The sequence below is a fragment of the Youxingia wuxianensis genome (assembly GCF_014385085.1).
Taxonomy (GTDB): Bacteria; Bacillota; Clostridia; order Oscillospirales; family Ruminococcaceae; genus Youxingia; species Youxingia wuxianensis.
The window spans coordinates 88,397-103,018 of sequence record NZ_JACRTD010000003.1 but is presented as its reverse complement, the minus strand read 5'-3'; the positions used below and the strand labels follow the sequence as shown (position 1 = coordinate 103,018).

Below are 14,622 nucleotides of genomic sequence, written 5' to 3'. Positions count from 1 at the left end.
ACTGGCCGCCTCCTTTAGGGAGGCGGCCAGTTTAAATATGATAAAGTTTACTATAGCGTTTTTAGGTATTCCTTATGCAGGGCGTCGGTTTCTTCTTTCTGAGGGAAGCATTCAAAAATTGTCCCCTCTTCCCCTTTGGTAGCCATAACCGCTCCAGCACAGTTAGCATATAGGATAGCGTCGTCAATCGACCATTCTTCCGCCAGCCCCATCAGCAATGCTCCGGTGAAAGCGTCGCCGGAACCGGTAGAATCAATCGCCTCTACATAAGGCGCTTTAAAGAATTTGCTTTCCTCTCGGGTAATCAAAGCGCACCCTTCTTTTCCCATAGTAATAATGACACCCTGTTTTACTCCTTGATCCAAGAACCATTTTCCTGCTTTTACAGCGCTGTCAAAATCTGTAACCTCAATTCCGCTGTATACGGAAGCCTCGTGTTCGTTGGGTTTAATATAATCCAAATATTTATAAATTTTCGGGTTAAAGTCGATCACAGGCGCTGGATCCAACACCGTAATCAGTCCCATAGAATGCGCTTTTTCGATAGCGTATTCCACCGTATCGGTAGTTACCTCCAGCTGGAAGCTGGCAATATAAGCATCTTTATAAATCGCTTGCGCCGCCCGATCTACATCCTCCCGGCTAACCTTCCCATTGGCCCCTTGGACGATAATAATTGCATTTTCGCCCTGGTCGTCAATATAAATGCCGGCGATTCCGGTACTTACGGTATCATCCATAATCATCTGTTCCCGATTAATATTGATACTGTCGTATTCTTCCATGGCGCGGCGGCCGAATTCATCGGCGCCTACACGTCCAAAAGTTGCCACATTTCCGCCTAAGAACGCCGCTACAATCGCTTGGCTTCCGCCTTTACCACCGGCGGTCACTTCATAGGTGTGACCCATAACTGTTTCTCCCGGTCCCGGAAGACGGTTGGCGCTTAAACAATAACATCCATGATAGCTGCTTAATATTGCAATTTTATTCTTATTATTCATCACTAGCATCTCCTATTATGTTAAATCAAACCCAACTCTTTTAAGCCGCGTTTGATCGCCTCTTTTTCTTCCTCAGTGATCACCGTCATCTTTTTGGGCATCCGAGTGCCGGAAAATGGATGGCCAATCAGTTCAGAGGCATAACGGTAGCCGCAAATATCTGCGGCGGATTTTAATATCTTTCTGATCTGCAGGATTTCAAACTGTTTTTCTCTGGCTTTTGCTACATCCCCGGCAAAATAAGCCTCGCACATTTCGATCACCGGTTTTGGGAAAACTACCGTTATAAATGAAATTACGCCGCAGCCCCCCAGCAACAGGGTGGCTAACGTAGTCCCGTCGCTTCCCGCTACATATTCAATGTCCGGTTTCTTCACCCGGCGCATCACTTCCTGGAGATGAATAATCTTCTGAGTTCCGTCTTTATATCCCTTTACATTGCTAAAATCATTAATTAGCGCCGCCGACAGTTCAGGGGACATTTCATTTCCGGATTCCGGAGAATTATACAAGTAAATAGGCAGCTTGGTAGAGGTGATCAATTCTTTATAAAAGTCATAGATCGCATCTTGCGTGTATTCATATACCGCCGGCTGGCCGATGGAAATAGCGGTGACTCCCGCTTTCTCATATCCTTCTATCACCTTATGAGCTTCTTCCAGGGAATTGGACATCAAATTTGCCAGCACCGGCAGCCGTTTGTCTGCCGCGTCCACAAAAGTTTTCACTACCTGGGCCCGTTCTTCCACACTCATCAGAAGGCTTTCCGAACCGAAGCCATTTACAAACAAGGCCGTAACGCCCGACTGTGCCTGAAATTCCACGCATCTGGCAATATTTTCGTGATCGATATCCCCATTTTCTTTAAAAGAAGTAGGCATCTCTGTGCAGGCGCCCCGATATAACATATTTTCTGTATTAAACATTCTTCATTCCTCCTATTATTCCGCCAATAATTTTACGCCCCGGCTGGTTCCCAGGCGGTCGCATCCCTCATCCAAAAAGGCTTCCATATCTTCCAGAGTCTGGATGCCTCCGGACGCTTTCATTTTTACCTTTGGTCCGAGATGTTCTTTAAACAGACGGATATCTTCTATCGCCGCGCCGCCGCTTCCAAACCCGGTGGAGGTTTTTATGTAATCGGCCCCGGCCTGCGTAACAATTTCACATAGCTTGATTTTTTCTTCTTTGGTAAGATAACAGGTTTCTACAATCACCTTTAAAATTTTTCCTTCAGAAGCTTTGCGCAAAAGCGCAATTTCTGCTTTTACCTTATCAAACTCCCCGTTTTTTACGTCGCAGATATTAATTACCATATCTACCTCATCCGCGCCGTCAGCGATAGCCTGTTTGGTTTCCGCTTCTTTGATCTGAGGAGTATTATATCCCAAAGGAAATCCGATCACGGTGCATATCTTTAATTTATCCCCATATGCGGCTTTTACCGCGGCCACATAGCATGGAGGAATACAAACAGACGCTGTCTGGTATTTGACCCCTTCGTCGCAGAGGGCTTTTATCTGCTGCCAGCTGGAGGTAGCTTTCAGCAGGGTATGGTCCACATGGTGTAGCATCCCTTGTTTCGTCATTAAATTTCTTCCTTTCTTATTCCAGTCCGATGTTCTGCAAAGCCGCCCGTACACGCCGGATAGCCTGATGGTTAAAGAGAATCGGCTCGCCGCGGTATTCATCAAAATGTTCCAAAGAACAATAGCCGTCGTATCCGTAAGAATGGATCATAGCCAGCACTTCTTCAAAGGGAAGCTCCCCATCCCCGGCAATTAAATGGGCTTCATTGTCTTTCTTTCCATCTACCAGATGGATATGTTTCAAATCCTTCCCTAATTTTTCAAAATACTCGGAAGAAGGCTCGTTTGCAGTAATTGCGGTAAGCATATCCAGCATTCCTTTTACATAAGGGGATTTTACCTCGTCCATTACCCGGATAATATCATCGCACCTGTGCATCAGATACCCTTCAAACTGAGCGATTGTTTCCAATAAGATAGTAACGCCCCGTTTTTCCGCATGTTGGGCAAGGATACCCACACTATCGATAAGCTGGTTCCAATCATCCTTATAATTGTTGCCAAACTCCGCATGAAGGGCGGCCAGTACCATATAAGGACATTCCAGCTCGGAAATCATATCCAGGCATACTTTGTAGTAATCCATATTTTCTTTGTGCCATCTGGGGTCTTTCCAGGACAGTGTCACCATATCCGGTTCAAAACTGATAATCGGAAGGCGGTAATCCTTGGAGAGCTGTTTTACCTTTTTAACATCTCCGTCCGCTAGGTCCGGCGCATACGCGTGAGGACGTCCGCCCCACAGTTCCATGGCTTCGTAGCCAAACTCCTGGGCCGCCTGGAATACCCGCTCGATGGGATAACGCTCCATTGACGCTGAGAAAAATGATAACTTCATTAAAATTCTCCTTTCCGCCGTGTAATTACACTAAAATGTTAATATAATTACATAATTTTTATATTATTTGAAATAATTCTAACATTTGAACTATTTTTAGTCAATAATAAAATAAAAAAAAGATGAGAATGCTCAAAACATCTCATCTTTTTTTATTGATTATTACAGTTCTATACGGTATAAAACTCTATTTCTAACTCCTGGGTAATCTCTTTCCAGCGAGGAGAAATTCCCTGATCCGTTATAATAACGTCAAAATCACCCAGGGAAGCAAACCTTCCCGAACACACCCGATCAAATTTTGTAGAGTCCACCAGGAGAATTTTCTTCAAAGCGGACTTGATTGCCGCGGTTTTTATCCCTATTTCATAATTGTTTACACAGGTAACCCCCAGCATCTCACTGACGCCTGCAGCGGTGGAAAACACTTTCGTCGCACAGGTGCGCTCCAGCAGCCGGATTCCCTCCTGGCTTTCAAACATCTCCGTTCCCCGGTGAAAATATCCCCCCAGGAAGATAATCTGAACGTTTTTTTTCTTTCTCAGCTCGATTAAGGTGTTTACCGTACAGCATACCGCTGTAATGTTGATTTCCTCGGGAATATATTTGACCACCTGCACCGCCGTGGTTCCTACATCAAAAATAACTACGTCGTCCTCTTCTATGAGCGACGCCGCCTTTTGCGCGATACGATCTTTTTCCGAATAGTTTTTTACTTCTTCTTCCAGCAGCTGATAGCTTTTATCTTCACTGCTGGCATACATCACTGCGCCGGAAACAAAATTAACCTGTTGATTTTTCTTTAACTTTTCAATATCCCGGCGCACAGTGACTTCAGAAACATCCAATCGCGCCGCCAAGTCTTTCACAGAAACCCCCCGTTCCTGCTTTAATATCTCCAGCATCTGCGCTATTCTTTTTTCCGGTTTCCCCATAAATTTTATCGCTCCTATACGCGTAATTTTCCCTTCTTTGCAATTATTGTATCTTAATTTTTTAAAAAAGTAAATCCATATGTTTACTTTTTTTACAAAATTGATATAATTAATGTAAAAATATTAACATTTTAAGGAGAGTTGATTATGGAAACAATAGAAGCCATCCTCCAGCGCAAATCCGTGCGCAGCTATACAGGAGAGGATGTTACCGACGAACAGGTTCAGATTTTACTTAAAGCCGCCATGGCGGCCCCTACCACGGTAGGCAGCAACGACTATGTGTTCCTCGTCCTTCGCAAGAGAGAAAATATTGCCAAAATCCAGAAGTTCAAACCCGCTAATGCCGAGATGCTGGAAAAAGTCCCTGTGGTTATTCTGGTGTGTGGGGATAGGAAGGCCGCCTACAAGTTCCCGGATCCTTATTGGGCGCTGGACTGTTCCGCCGCTACAGAAAATATCCTTTTGGCGGCTACTGACCTGGGTCTGGGCAGTCTATGGCTGGGCATTTATCCCAACAAGGAACGGACTCTCGCTGTACAGGAAGCATTCTCTCTGCCCCAGGATATTATCCCGCTGTGCGGCGTAGCGATAGGACATTGCGCCGACACCAAAAAAACTCCTGACCGCTTTGATCCCAAAAAAGTCTTTTATGAAAGTCTGTAGAAAATCATAAAAAGAGGGCGTCTAAAGACGCCCTCTTTTTATTCTCCAAAAATCTTTTTATCGATATCTGAAATGGTAATCCCTTTCAGATATTGTTTACATTTCTGATCCAGCTCAAAGTAGATGTTGTCCAATATCTCACCCATTCCGGAAGCTATTAAACATTCCTTTTCTTTATTCCCCGGCTTCCAGGAAGAGGATACCAGCCTTGCGTCCATCGCCTCGTCAATCTGGCAGAGGGTCACTTCCTTTGGATCTTTTTCAAAGTAATACCCTCCGTCCATTCCCTCTTTTGTGCCCACCAAACCCGCTTTTTTTAATTTCGCCATAACTTTGCGTATCCTGGCGGGGTTAGTACATACATTTTCTGCCAGGGATTGGCTGCATACGGTTGTTTTCTTATGATTTAAAAATACCAGCGTATGTACCGCTATTGCAAACTCGCTTGTCATTTCCTTTTTTTGCCCTCCTGACGTTTTAGCAGTTTCACAGAATCCCACAAAAAATAGAAATGAAGTAGTACCAGCCCTCCATAAATCAACAGCGTCTTTTCCGGCGTCATTGCGCAATAAATACCGCTGCTCTGCCGGATAAGCGAAGAAACCAGCGTACCGCCATACCACAGGGAAATAGCGGTATATAAAACGGACAACCACTTTGATCCCGGCCGAAACAGTATTAGGACATTAACGATGATTACTGCCAGCGCTATCCCTATTCCTACAAAGGACAGGATGGTTGATAATATAAACTGCACTAAACTTCCCCCTTTTTATTCTGAAACCTACCTTCAAAAGAGGATCCGATCGCTCCATGAGGACAGGCTTTTTTGCAGTCTCCGCAGCGGATACATTCTAAACTGTTGGGAGTTTCCCACACCGCGATATCCAACTTGCATACTTTTTGACAAGCTCCGCAGGAAATACATTTTTTTTGATCCACTTTAAGCCGGTAGAAAGAAATCGGGTTAAACAATCCATAAATCGCTCCCAAGGGGCAGAGATATCGGCAAAACGGACGGTAAACCAGAAAAGAAAGCAAAATAAGCACTGCCAGCACAAGATTTTTCCAGGCAAACAGCCAGCCTACCGCCGAACGCATCCCTTCGTTAGCCAATACCAACGGTATCCCCGCTCCGAGAGTGCCGGAAGGACAAATATATTTGCAAAACCAAGGATCCCCCTGGCCTAAAAAATCCACTGCGTAAAGGGGCAATAATATGACAAATCCTATTAAAATTACATATTTAAGCCATTTCAGCCACCGGTCTCCAGGAAGCTTTTTTATTTTTTTCACAAAAGGAACTTTATATAATAAATCCTCTAATAATCCAAATGGACACAGCCATCCGCATACAAACCGGCCAAACACCGCGCCTACCGCCATGAGAAATCCCACAATATAAAAGGTGAATTGATAATCCCGACTGCCCAGTACTGCCTGTAATGAACCGATAGGGCAAGCTCCTAATGCCCCAGGACAGGAGTAACAATTAAGCCCCGGAACACAGAGGGATTTTGTCGGCCCGGTATAGATCGTCCCCTTAGCAAATCCTACCGCATACCCATTGGTCAGTGCGGTGAATGCTACCTGTATACATAAGCGTATTTTATTCTTTAACCTGGAAAACAATTTACCCAATTCCAATACACTCCAAACATATATTTGCCGCTTTGGTAAATACAGTAAACGCCTCTCCCCGCATTACTCCTATAGCAAGAAAAACGATTCCTACAAAGAGAACGAGTATTCCTTTCCAGTTTCTTTTCAGCAGCCTCATCTACTCTACCTCTGCCAACAGGCTATCTATTATTTTTTTCCAGTCATCCGACGAACGAGCTCCCAAATAAATTTTTCCTACTTGGTTCCCTTGCTTATCCACAAAAATTGTTTCCGGCACCCCTGTTACCTGGGAGAGTTTTGCATCTATCATTTCCTGAGAAGGCAAAAGATGAGCATAGGTCGCTCCTGTTTCCTCCGCCGCATATTTGGCTACCTCAATTTGCTCCTCTGAATAGGTGCCGTCCTTATTAAATACATCCATAACAATTCCCACCACCTGGAAATTTTTGTCCTGATAGTCTTCATTAAGCTTTCCCAGCTCAGGCAATTCTGATAAACAAACGCCACAGTAGGTGGTCCAAATATTCACCATCGTCAAATCATAATCGGAAAAAATTTCCGAAGTGATTTCATTCCCTTCCAAATCCTGGGTACTAAACTCCCCCAATGCCGGTTCTGACTCCACTTGGGAAGATTTCGCTTCATCAACTGCCTGCTGGGATTGGGCAGAATCATAAGAAATTTCTTTCTTTTCTTTTGGAGAGCAGGCGGTCAACAGCAATAGTGCTCCCAATAAAAACACGCTCCATTTTTTCATTGTAATACCTCCTGTTTTTGTGTCCGCATATTATCCTCTATCCTCACTTTTAATTCCTCAACTGCCAGCTGACCGGTAGAGCTCTCCCCTACGAAATTCCCCTGGGTATCTAAGAAAAACCACTCAGGCACAACGGTCAGATTCTTTAAGTAAATAGCAATCAGATCATCCGAAGGAAACAGCTGAGGAAATTCTGCCCCTGTCTCCTCCAAAAGATACCGAATATACCCAACTTCATCCTCATTGATGGAACCGTCTTCCTTTTGTACGCTTGCCATAATCCCAATAACATTTAGCTGTTCTCTGGAATATTCTTCATATATTTCCTGTAAAATCTGTAAATCTTCGATACTAGTGCCGCAATAGGTGCTCCACACCACTACCAAGGTCAACGGACTTTCCTTTAGTATTTCCTGTGTAACTGTACTGCCGTCTATCTCCTGCGCTGTCCACTGAGAAAAATCTGTAGCATCGCTTTTCCCAGAGGATTTTAAGGGGTATGGAAGATCTACTCTGCATCCTGGATTAAATTTAGGCGGAAGCTCTACCGCTTCTAGTGAACTTTCCGTACTTTCCTGCACCGGGTGACTCTGCGGGGAAGAAATTTCTTGATTCGGAGCTTCCTGTGCAGGCGCAAGGCAAGCGGAAAAAGCAACTGTTATTCCCACCACAATCCCGAAGATTATTCTTCGCTGTTTTTTATCCATAAATTCTCAATACCTTTCTAAAGCATACAGTTTCCCAGACTCTCGCTCATTAACAAAGCAAGCAGGAAAAGGGCGGCGGCAGCCGCCGATATTTTTATCGGCATACGAAACATAAATTGCGCCTCCTATAGTTATACTGTAACTATATCAGTTACAGTATAACTTGTCAATAGTTCTTATAAAAATAAAATTCCTGTGTTGTAGCTCGATTTTTCCTACATTTTTATGACTTGTATTTTGCTGAAATTCACCGTTTTCACCTTGACATTTACCGCCCTATATGCTAGGATATACTTCGTCGAGTTGTTCAAAACTACACTTTTTGCGAGTGTGCTGGAATCGGCAGACAGGCACGTTTGAGGGGCGTGTGTCTTATGGCGTACGGGTTCAAGTCCCGTCACTCGCACCAAAAAGGGAGGCTAAAAAAGATATTGAGGACAAAACCTCAGTATTTTCAAGGCTTCCGAGGCCCGTAGATCAGCAGATCTACGGGCCTTATTTTTCCGATATTTTACCCTGTGCCATCCACTCTGGCAGGAGTCGAACGCACACATTTTTTACTCTATCAGGCATATCTTTTGAGGCCGGGATCTTGTTACTTCAGGATCTCGGCCTTTTTTATTCTGCTGTAGAAACCGATTCCCCAAATAGAAAACCAGAAAACAAAAGAATGTGAGGTTGTTATATGGCGCAACAATTTTTTGAAGAATTATCCCGGTGCCTCAGAAAAGAGCAAATTGAATCCTATAACAAGGAGGACAGGCGACTGGAGATTTTTCTCCATGGACAGCCTGTCCTTTCTGTTTCTCCTGGGAACGAAGTATTTATGCTTCCGTCCGGGAGCAAGAATCCAGAGGCCAACGAGCTGTATCACAGGGTCGCCATTGCAGCCGACAGAGTATTTGAATATGTGGAGGCTATGGAAAACACCCCCCTGCTCCGTGCTCGTGGTCTTGACAATAAGTTTCATCTGCTTGCGGATTTCGGCGGGGCTGTGCTGGCGGGCAGAGAGCGAGGCAGCGGCCGGGGCTATGAGTTCGTTACATGGATCTGGGATTATGAAAGGGTCGGCGTCAGCCATGGGCACTATTATGAGGATGATTTTGCAGGAGCCAAACGGGACTTCGCTGTCCGCTCTGGTCTGATCCCCAAAGCCAGTCTCTTCTCCAATGAGGAGTTGACAGAGATTTATCGTGCAACGGATCATCTGTTGGCAGAAGACCCAAATTTGAATGACAAACAGATAAGAGCCATTCAAGAAGCCAGAATCAAAATCGAGTTCTCTGTCCCTGACCTGGACACCCAATTGGAACACAGACAGGATTATAGCCCTCAGATGGAGATGTAGGGCTCGGCATTGGAGGAATACGATGAGAATGAATGCTGTGTTATCAAATCCGAAGCATCCCGAGTACGGACAGTTTACCGTTCCCCTCCCAATCCCGCACAACCAGTATGACGGAATCATGGAGGCGCTGAATGCGATGGACATGGGAGATCCCCTGGCGAGGGACTGCCAAATGGACGAGATCCTTGGTGAGTACCCCATCCTGAAGCGACTGGAGGGAAAACCTGTAAATATCGACGAGCTGGACTATCTGGCCAAGCGGCTGGACAGCTTCTGTTATGCACAGGAGGGCGCTCAGTTCCAGGGTGCGGCGGTCAGCTACAACTATTCCGACATGACCGACCTAATCAACTTGACATTTTCCTGCCAGCAGGTCACGGTCATCACAGATTTTTCTGATTTAGAGCAGGTCGGCAGAGATCATTACATGGTGCTGAATGGCGGCTGCGCCAGCAAAGAGGAGCTGGACGCCCTTGACGGCTATGAAACCGCCCTGCTCCTCATTGATGAGGGCAATGGAGTCATCACACCATACGGAGTAGTCTATGACAACGGTATGCGACTCTCGCAGCTCTATGATGGGCGTCATTTTCCGCAGTATTTCTATGAGCCTCCCCTGCTGACCCTGACGGTACAGCAGACTAAGGACGCTCCCAAAACCTGGTTATATCTGCCTGCGCCAGATCTCCATATCAAGCGTTCCTTGGTTCGGGCAGGGATCGTTGATCCGGCGGATATGAGGCTGTCATTTCAGGGGAGCGAGTTTCCGGATGCCGTAGACTGTGTTTTGGATATGGAGTCAGAGTGCCTGGAGGAGCTGAATAAGCTATGCCAGGCGATTCAACAACTGAGTACCGATGAAATAAAAAAACTTGGCGCGGTGGTGGAATACGCACGGCCGGAAACCGCCGCACAAGTCAGGCAGCTGGCAGAGAATCTGGAGCAGTTTGACTATGCCCCTGGTGTCCAGAATGTGGAGGAATATGGCCGCTACATGATTCAGAAATCCGGCAGATTTGAGTACGACGAAAATCTGTGTGATTACTACGATTATGCCCGATACGGACTGGAGCGCATGAATGCGGAGGAAGGACAGGTCGTAAAGAGTGGATATGTTTCCTATCATGGGGTACTCACACTGGAAGAACTGATGATGGACGACCCTGCGGAAATCTATCAGCGGGAGCTGGACTTTCAAATGGATGGCATGACATAAGCCAACTCTTTATGAAACGAAGTGGGAGTTCTGTTTTTGTCTCTCTCAATTGCCCACATCTTGGAGGTGCCATTACAGAAATGTCCAGCCACCTTGATCAGGCCAGCAGTGCAGGAAAAACTGAGATTGTCGAGGTCAAATGCGTTATTGTTAGTGGATTTCAACGAACGGAACATCTATCATTCGATGACTGGGAGGAATGCAAACGAAGAAGACTATGATTACTGTAGCGTTCCTGGCGGCACTGGGAGCTGCTGTTGCTGGCTATTATCACTTCTCTGGCAAACCCGCTTTTGACTATAGCTATTGCTACTGAGTTGTGGTATGGTTCCGAATAAGGAGGTGAAGTAAGTGATTATTTCTCTATCGGAGCAGTTGGATAGTGACATCAAAGCATATATTCACAAAGTTTTTGGGACATATATCGCCAGCCTTGATGAAAGATTTGCTGCAGACATTAGAGAAGATGTCATCAGTGCATCGAATTTCAACCGTGGAGATTATAGCGATGATGATATTTCCATCGCATTTCAACGAGTAGTACTGGGAAGGATGGGACACCCAGATTGGCAAATTTACAATTCCAATTCAGAGGTGAATGCTATGGAGCAGAAAGCAAAAGTAAATACACCAGTTCACATTAGGCCCGCTTCCATTGAGGAGGCGGGCCTTTTCTATTCTCAGATGGACGAGGCCGAGGATGCGGTGCTGGGAACGGTAGGCCATATACGGATGGACTTCGGAGCTTCCGGAAAAGAATTCTACCACACTTGGTGGCCCCACAACGGCGACCAGTTCAACACGGGGGAATTCAAAGACGAACTTCAGAAGTTTGTGGATATGCTCCGGGCGGATGGTCCCCTTACGAATCTGGCTGCGATGAGAAACTACTGCTACCAGCACGGCGGTAAGATCACCGAGGACGGCCGATGCTTCGGCTATATCGCGGAGACGGAGCACTACCGCTACTGCCTGCGCTGCACCCCTTCCCCTGGGGAATATCAGGGGTACCTTTATTCCTACGACCTGCGTCAGCAACGGATGGCCCAACAGGCAAAGCCTGTGGGTCGGATCACCTACGCCAGTGGTGAAGAACAGACCTTCACAGATGCCCAGAAATACTTGGACACCATTCGGGAGGAACTTCCATATCAAGCCACCACAGGCTTCCGCTATGAAACGCTGACGGACGATCCCGCAGTACGGAAGGCGGTGGACGACATTCTGCTGGACTTTGCTGGGGAGGAGAACCCCCGGAGAGGCTGCAATTATGGCTTGACAGAGGCTGGGAAACAGGCGCTCCGAGAAGCCGCCGATCCCGACCGTCCCCACACCTACGCATGGTTCGTGATGACCGACTGCAACATCCCCGGAGAGCAAATCTACCGGGACTTGACCTTGGAGGAGGCCATCCGCACCTACCTGGACAGTGACCGGCCAGAGAAACGGCTGGGCGTCACCAAGGACGGTATCGCCACAGTGGATCTGGTTCGGTCGCTGAATGGAGAACAGCACTTCTTCACGGATCACTTGCAACTGGACAGGTTCAAGCGCGACCCAGAAATCGCCGCCGCAGTGAAAACGCTCCGATTGGAGCTGGAACAAAATACGCCCCAGCAGGGCATAACGATTGGAGGACTATCATGAGAGAGGTCTCGAGAGAATGGCTGGAATTCCTGCGGGAGCAGTATCCCAAAGGAAGTCGTGTTCGGCTGACGAAGATGGGCAACGATCCTCACCCTATTCCACCCGGCAGCATGGGCACTCTGAAATATATCGATGATGTAGGGCAATTTCATGTGAAATGGGACAACGGCAGAGGCCTTGCCTTGATCATTGGTGAGGACCAATTTCAAATCCTGCCTCCTGAGCCCCAGACGATCAAGTTTTATATGCCACTCACGGCCCAGCTCTATGCTTACGACGACTGGGGAGATCTGGAGGAGTATGGCAACGACCTGGATGGGCGTGAATTGAGGGACTATCAGTCATGTATTCACGAAGCACTGCTGGAAAACCAGATGCCTGAAGAAAAAAACCGTGGTCTGATGCACTGGTATGACAAACCGGACGGCGTAAACACGAAAGTCCAGTCCGTGATGCTGGATGTGGAAAGCCGTGACGGTCAGTTGTGGGGTGTGGCCGAATGCAAGGTGAATGGGACACTTCTTCCGGAGGAAAAGGAGGCCCTTGCTGAGTACATTTCCGGTCAGGCATCGGACGGCTGGGGAGAGGGTTTCGAGCAGCGAGCCATCAAACTGAACGATGGAGAACTCTATGTGAGCCTTTGGAACTCCAGCAACTGGAGCATTCAGACGGAAGAAGAAAGATTTTCGCCGGACTCCCTCACCCGCCTGCCTGACCTGTGCTGGTCAGTTCTCCCCGGTGAAGGGACGCTTATTTGCATCAAGCGTGGCGAGAGCGGCTACTATCCCAGCGACTGGAGTACAAAGGATCGAGCGCAGAACCGCTGGCTGGCGGACTACAACAATCAACGGCGAGGCATTACACCGGCCCAGGAACAAGCCATGCTCACCGGCAGTATGTGCGGTTGGGATGTGCCGGGGGCAGACCCTAAGTGGTATGAGGAGCAGCAGGAACAAAATGGAGGTGAAATGACTCTTGGGTGATGAAATTTTTAGCGTCTACCTGACCCCCGCCGACTACAGCAAATTGGCCTACGCCAAGCTGGATCTTCCAGCCAGCCCATGGAAACTGCTGGACGCGATGGATAAGGTGCGGCTCCCAGAGGGAGATTCCTTGTATTTGGAGATCACAGATTACCGTGACTTTGAGGTGCTGCGCTCCAGTCTTGTATGTTCAGCAACAAACCTGCTGGAGCTGAATGACCTGGCAGAACGCCTCTCCAGGCTGAATGAGGTTCAGCGCATCGCCTTCGAAGGACTGGTTCGGGTGGATTTCCAGAAACAAGAATCCATCACACTGAAACGCCTTCGGGATCTGGCAGAAAGTGTGGACTGCTGCCATGTGGTGGAATCGGTTGTATCAGATGGACAGTTAGGGCGATTTTACGCAGAGAATGGTTTTGTTCCGGAAGTGGAAGGAATGTCAGATGCGGCATTTGAGCTTCTGGACTTTGAGAAGGTCGGGAAAATGGCACGCATGGGCGAATGCGGCGTATATGTTCCCAGTGGAATCTCCGGCTTGGGTGGCTATGTAGTACAGCACTCCGACTTGAAGTCGGCGCCGGAAATCACGCTGAATCAGCCTGTCGAGCCGGCCTATACAATCCACCTGCGGTTGACTGCACACCATGATAATCTCCCCTTTGCCGGAACCGATGTGGTGGATTTGAAGCTTCCTGCCGAAGATAACGCATTGGAGATGGCAGTGCGCTGCCTGGGATATGTTGATTGGGGCGCCGTTGAGTGTACCTGCATGGACTGCAAAGTCCCGCAATTGGCGGAACACATTACCAACGCAGTACCTTTTGAAACCATCGAACGGCTTGGAGATGTACTTGCCCAAATGTCGGCCGCGGCTCTCCCTGCCTACAAGGCACTCATGACAGCGACACATTGTCAGAATATTGTAGATGCTCTGGATCTGGCAGAACAGCTTGACGAGTATATCCTTTCTCCGAGCATCGCATCCCCTGAAGATGCAGCGGCAGAGGAACTGGCTTTCATTCTTCCGGAGAAGGCCGCCAAGATGATCCGTCCTCATATCAATCTTCACACCTATGGGCAAGCGATTCTGGCGTCCCGCAATAACATTCAAACGGAGTACGGGCTGCTGGAGCGCCGGGATGGACAGTCCATTCAAACCATTGGGCAACAGAAACAGGAACCGCAGCTGGGCGGGATGGAGCTTGGATAAGGTGTAAGAGCCGGAGGCGACTATCAGTACGACCGGCCTCCAATGGTATAAAGCCACCTCTACGCATATGGAAAGGAGGTATTCTTAATACTCAAGCAA

17 protein-coding genes and 1 tRNA gene are annotated in these 14,622 nt (G+C 47.4%); 7 read left to right on the top strand and 11 right to left on the bottom strand.

Annotated elements, in window-relative coordinates; translation table 11 throughout:
• Nucleotides 1-50: 50 nt before the first annotated feature.
• The 5 genes from H8705_RS04785 to H8705_RS04765 all read right to left on the bottom strand — a co-directional run bounded on the left by H8705_RS04785 (nucleotide 51) and on the right by H8705_RS04765 (nucleotide 4,366).
• Entirely contained in the window at nucleotides 51-1,004 is a 954-nt protein-coding gene (locus H8705_RS04785; RefSeq protein ID WP_262394686.1) for a ribokinase, read from the bottom strand.
• 20 nt (nucleotides 1,005-1,024) lie between these two features.
• Nucleotides 1,025-1,930, bottom strand: coding sequence for a dihydrodipicolinate synthase family protein (locus tag H8705_RS04780; RefSeq protein ID WP_262394685.1), 906 nt, complete (start codon nucleotides 1,928-1,930; stop codon nucleotides 1,025-1,027).
• A 15-nt stretch (nucleotides 1,931-1,945) separates the two neighbouring features.
• Nucleotides 1,946-2,593, bottom strand: a complete 648-nt coding sequence (gene deoC / locus H8705_RS04775) for a deoxyribose-phosphate aldolase (RefSeq protein WP_262394684.1) — start codon at nucleotides 2,591-2,593, stop codon at nucleotides 1,946-1,948.
• Nucleotides 2,594-2,609: 16 nt separating this feature from the next.
• Nucleotides 2,610-3,431 carry a TIM barrel protein gene (locus H8705_RS04770; protein WP_262394683.1) on the bottom strand — a complete coding sequence of 274 codons (822 nt, stop codon included), beginning with the start codon at nucleotides 3,429-3,431 and terminating at the stop codon, nucleotides 2,610-2,612.
• Between the two features lie 170 nt (nucleotides 3,432-3,601).
• Entirely contained in the window at nucleotides 3,602-4,366 is a 765-nt protein-coding gene (locus H8705_RS04765; RefSeq protein WP_262394682.1) for a DeoR/GlpR family DNA-binding transcription regulator, read from the bottom strand.
• A gap of 147 nt (nucleotides 4,367-4,513) precedes the next feature.
• On the opposite strand from H8705_RS04765, the gene H8705_RS04760 reads away from it, so the two are divergent.
• On the top strand, nucleotides 4,514-5,032 hold the full coding sequence (locus H8705_RS04760; RefSeq protein WP_262394681.1) for a nitroreductase family protein: 519 nt from the start codon (nucleotides 4,514-4,516) through the stop codon (nucleotides 5,030-5,032).
• 38 nt (nucleotides 5,033-5,070) lie between these two features.
• Here H8705_RS04760 and H8705_RS04755 read toward each other — a convergent pair whose 3' ends face one another.
• The 6 genes from H8705_RS04755 to H8705_RS04730 are packed head-to-tail and all read right to left on the bottom strand — an operon-like array spanning nucleotide 5,071 to nucleotide 8,119.
• Nucleotides 5,071-5,484: an RrF2 family transcriptional regulator gene (locus H8705_RS04755; protein WP_262394680.1), complete on the bottom strand. Its 414-nt coding sequence runs from the start codon at nucleotides 5,482-5,484 to the stop codon at nucleotides 5,071-5,073.
• Complete coding sequence (locus H8705_RS04750) at nucleotides 5,481-5,789, bottom strand: hypothetical protein (protein ID WP_262394679.1); 309 nt, start codon at nucleotides 5,787-5,789, stop codon at nucleotides 5,481-5,483. The genes H8705_RS04755 and H8705_RS04750 overlap by 4 nt, the downstream gene beginning before the upstream one ends.
• On the bottom strand, nucleotides 5,789-6,673 hold the full coding sequence (locus H8705_RS04745) for a 4Fe-4S binding protein (protein ID WP_392392068.1): 885 nt from the start codon (nucleotides 6,671-6,673) through the stop codon (nucleotides 5,789-5,791). Before H8705_RS04745 ends, H8705_RS04750 begins: the two co-directional genes overlap by 1 nt.
• On the bottom strand, nucleotides 6,666-6,812 hold the full coding sequence (locus tag H8705_RS04740; RefSeq protein WP_262394678.1) for a CD1871A family CXXC motif-containing protein: 147 nt from the start codon (nucleotides 6,810-6,812) through the stop codon (nucleotides 6,666-6,668). The genes H8705_RS04745 and H8705_RS04740 overlap by 8 nt, the downstream gene beginning before the upstream one ends.
• Nucleotides 6,813-7,412 (bottom strand): TlpA family protein disulfide reductase, encoded by a 600-nt coding sequence (locus tag H8705_RS04735; RefSeq protein WP_262394677.1) that lies wholly within the window; start codon nucleotides 7,410-7,412, stop codon nucleotides 6,813-6,815.
• Nucleotides 7,409-8,119, bottom strand: a complete 711-nt coding sequence (locus tag H8705_RS04730) for a TlpA family protein disulfide reductase (protein ID WP_262394676.1) — start codon at nucleotides 8,117-8,119, stop codon at nucleotides 7,409-7,411. Before H8705_RS04730 ends, H8705_RS04735 begins: the two co-directional genes overlap by 4 nt.
• Nucleotides 8,120-8,443: 324 nt before the next feature.
• Between H8705_RS04730 and H8705_RS04725 the strand changes: the two genes are divergently transcribed.
• The 6 genes from H8705_RS04725 (at nucleotide 8,444) to H8705_RS04700 (ending at nucleotide 14,523) form a co-directional block, all read left to right on the top strand.
• A tRNA-Leu gene (locus H8705_RS04725) sits at nucleotides 8,444-8,528 on the top strand.
• 276 nt (nucleotides 8,529-8,804) lie between these two features.
• A complete protein-coding gene (locus H8705_RS04720; RefSeq protein ID WP_253100756.1) occupies nucleotides 8,805-9,467 on the top strand; it encodes a hypothetical protein in 663 nt (220 codons plus the stop codon).
• A 22-nt stretch (nucleotides 9,468-9,489) separates the two neighbouring features.
• Nucleotides 9,490-10,683: an antirestriction protein ArdA gene (locus H8705_RS04715; protein ID WP_262394675.1), complete on the top strand. Its 1,194-nt coding sequence runs from the start codon at nucleotides 9,490-9,492 to the stop codon at nucleotides 10,681-10,683.
• A 351-nt stretch (nucleotides 10,684-11,034) separates the two neighbouring features.
• Nucleotides 11,035-12,330, top strand: coding sequence for a hypothetical protein (locus tag H8705_RS04710; RefSeq protein WP_262394674.1), 1,296 nt, complete (start codon nucleotides 11,035-11,037; stop codon nucleotides 12,328-12,330).
• Nucleotides 12,327-13,313: a DUF4314 domain-containing protein gene (locus tag H8705_RS04705; RefSeq protein WP_193537045.1), complete on the top strand. Its 987-nt coding sequence runs from the start codon at nucleotides 12,327-12,329 to the stop codon at nucleotides 13,311-13,313. Before H8705_RS04710 ends, H8705_RS04705 begins: the two co-directional genes overlap by 4 nt.
• Complete coding sequence (locus H8705_RS04700; RefSeq protein WP_262394673.1) at nucleotides 13,306-14,523, top strand: hypothetical protein; 1,218 nt, start codon at nucleotides 13,306-13,308, stop codon at nucleotides 14,521-14,523. The genes H8705_RS04705 and H8705_RS04700 overlap by 8 nt, the downstream gene beginning before the upstream one ends.
• Nucleotides 14,524-14,622: the final 99 nt, after the last annotated feature.

Coding starts and splice junctions, on each gene's coding strand:
- H8705_RS04785 (WP_262394686.1), bottom strand. CDS start 1,004: ATGAATAATAAGAATAAAATTGCAATATTAAGCAGCTATCATGGATGT.
- H8705_RS04780 (WP_262394685.1), bottom strand. CDS start 1,930: ATGTTTAATACAGAAAATATGTTATATCGGGGCGCCTGCACAGAGATG.
- deoC (WP_262394684.1), bottom strand. CDS start 2,593: ATGACGAAACAAGGGATGCTACACCATGTGGACCATACCCTGCTGAAA.
- H8705_RS04770 (WP_262394683.1), bottom strand. CDS start 3,431: ATGAAGTTATCATTTTTCTCAGCGTCAATGGAGCGTTATCCCATCGAG.
- H8705_RS04765 (WP_262394682.1), bottom strand. CDS start 4,366: ATGGGGAAACCGGAAAAAAGAATAGCGCAGATGCTGGAGATATTAAAG.
- H8705_RS04760 (WP_262394681.1), top strand. CDS start 4,514: ATGGAAACAATAGAAGCCATCCTCCAGCGCAAATCCGTGCGCAGCTAT.
- H8705_RS04755 (WP_262394680.1), bottom strand. CDS start 5,484: ATGACAAGCGAGTTTGCAATAGCGGTACATACGCTGGTATTTTTAAAT.
- H8705_RS04740 (WP_262394678.1), bottom strand. CDS start 6,812: ATGAGGCTGCTGAAAAGAAACTGGAAAGGAATACTCGTTCTCTTTGTA.
- H8705_RS04735 (WP_262394677.1), bottom strand. CDS start 7,412: ATGAAAAAATGGAGCGTGTTTTTATTGGGAGCACTATTGCTGTTGACC.
- H8705_RS04730 (WP_262394676.1), bottom strand. CDS start 8,119: ATGGATAAAAAACAGCGAAGAATAATCTTCGGGATTGTGGTGGGAATA.
- H8705_RS04720 (WP_253100756.1), top strand. CDS start 8,805: ATGGCGCAACAATTTTTTGAAGAATTATCCCGGTGCCTCAGAAAAGAG.
- H8705_RS04715 (WP_262394675.1), top strand. CDS start 9,490: ATGAGAATGAATGCTGTGTTATCAAATCCGAAGCATCCCGAGTACGGA.
- H8705_RS04705 (WP_193537045.1), top strand. CDS start 12,327: ATGAGAGAGGTCTCGAGAGAATGGCTGGAATTCCTGCGGGAGCAGTAT.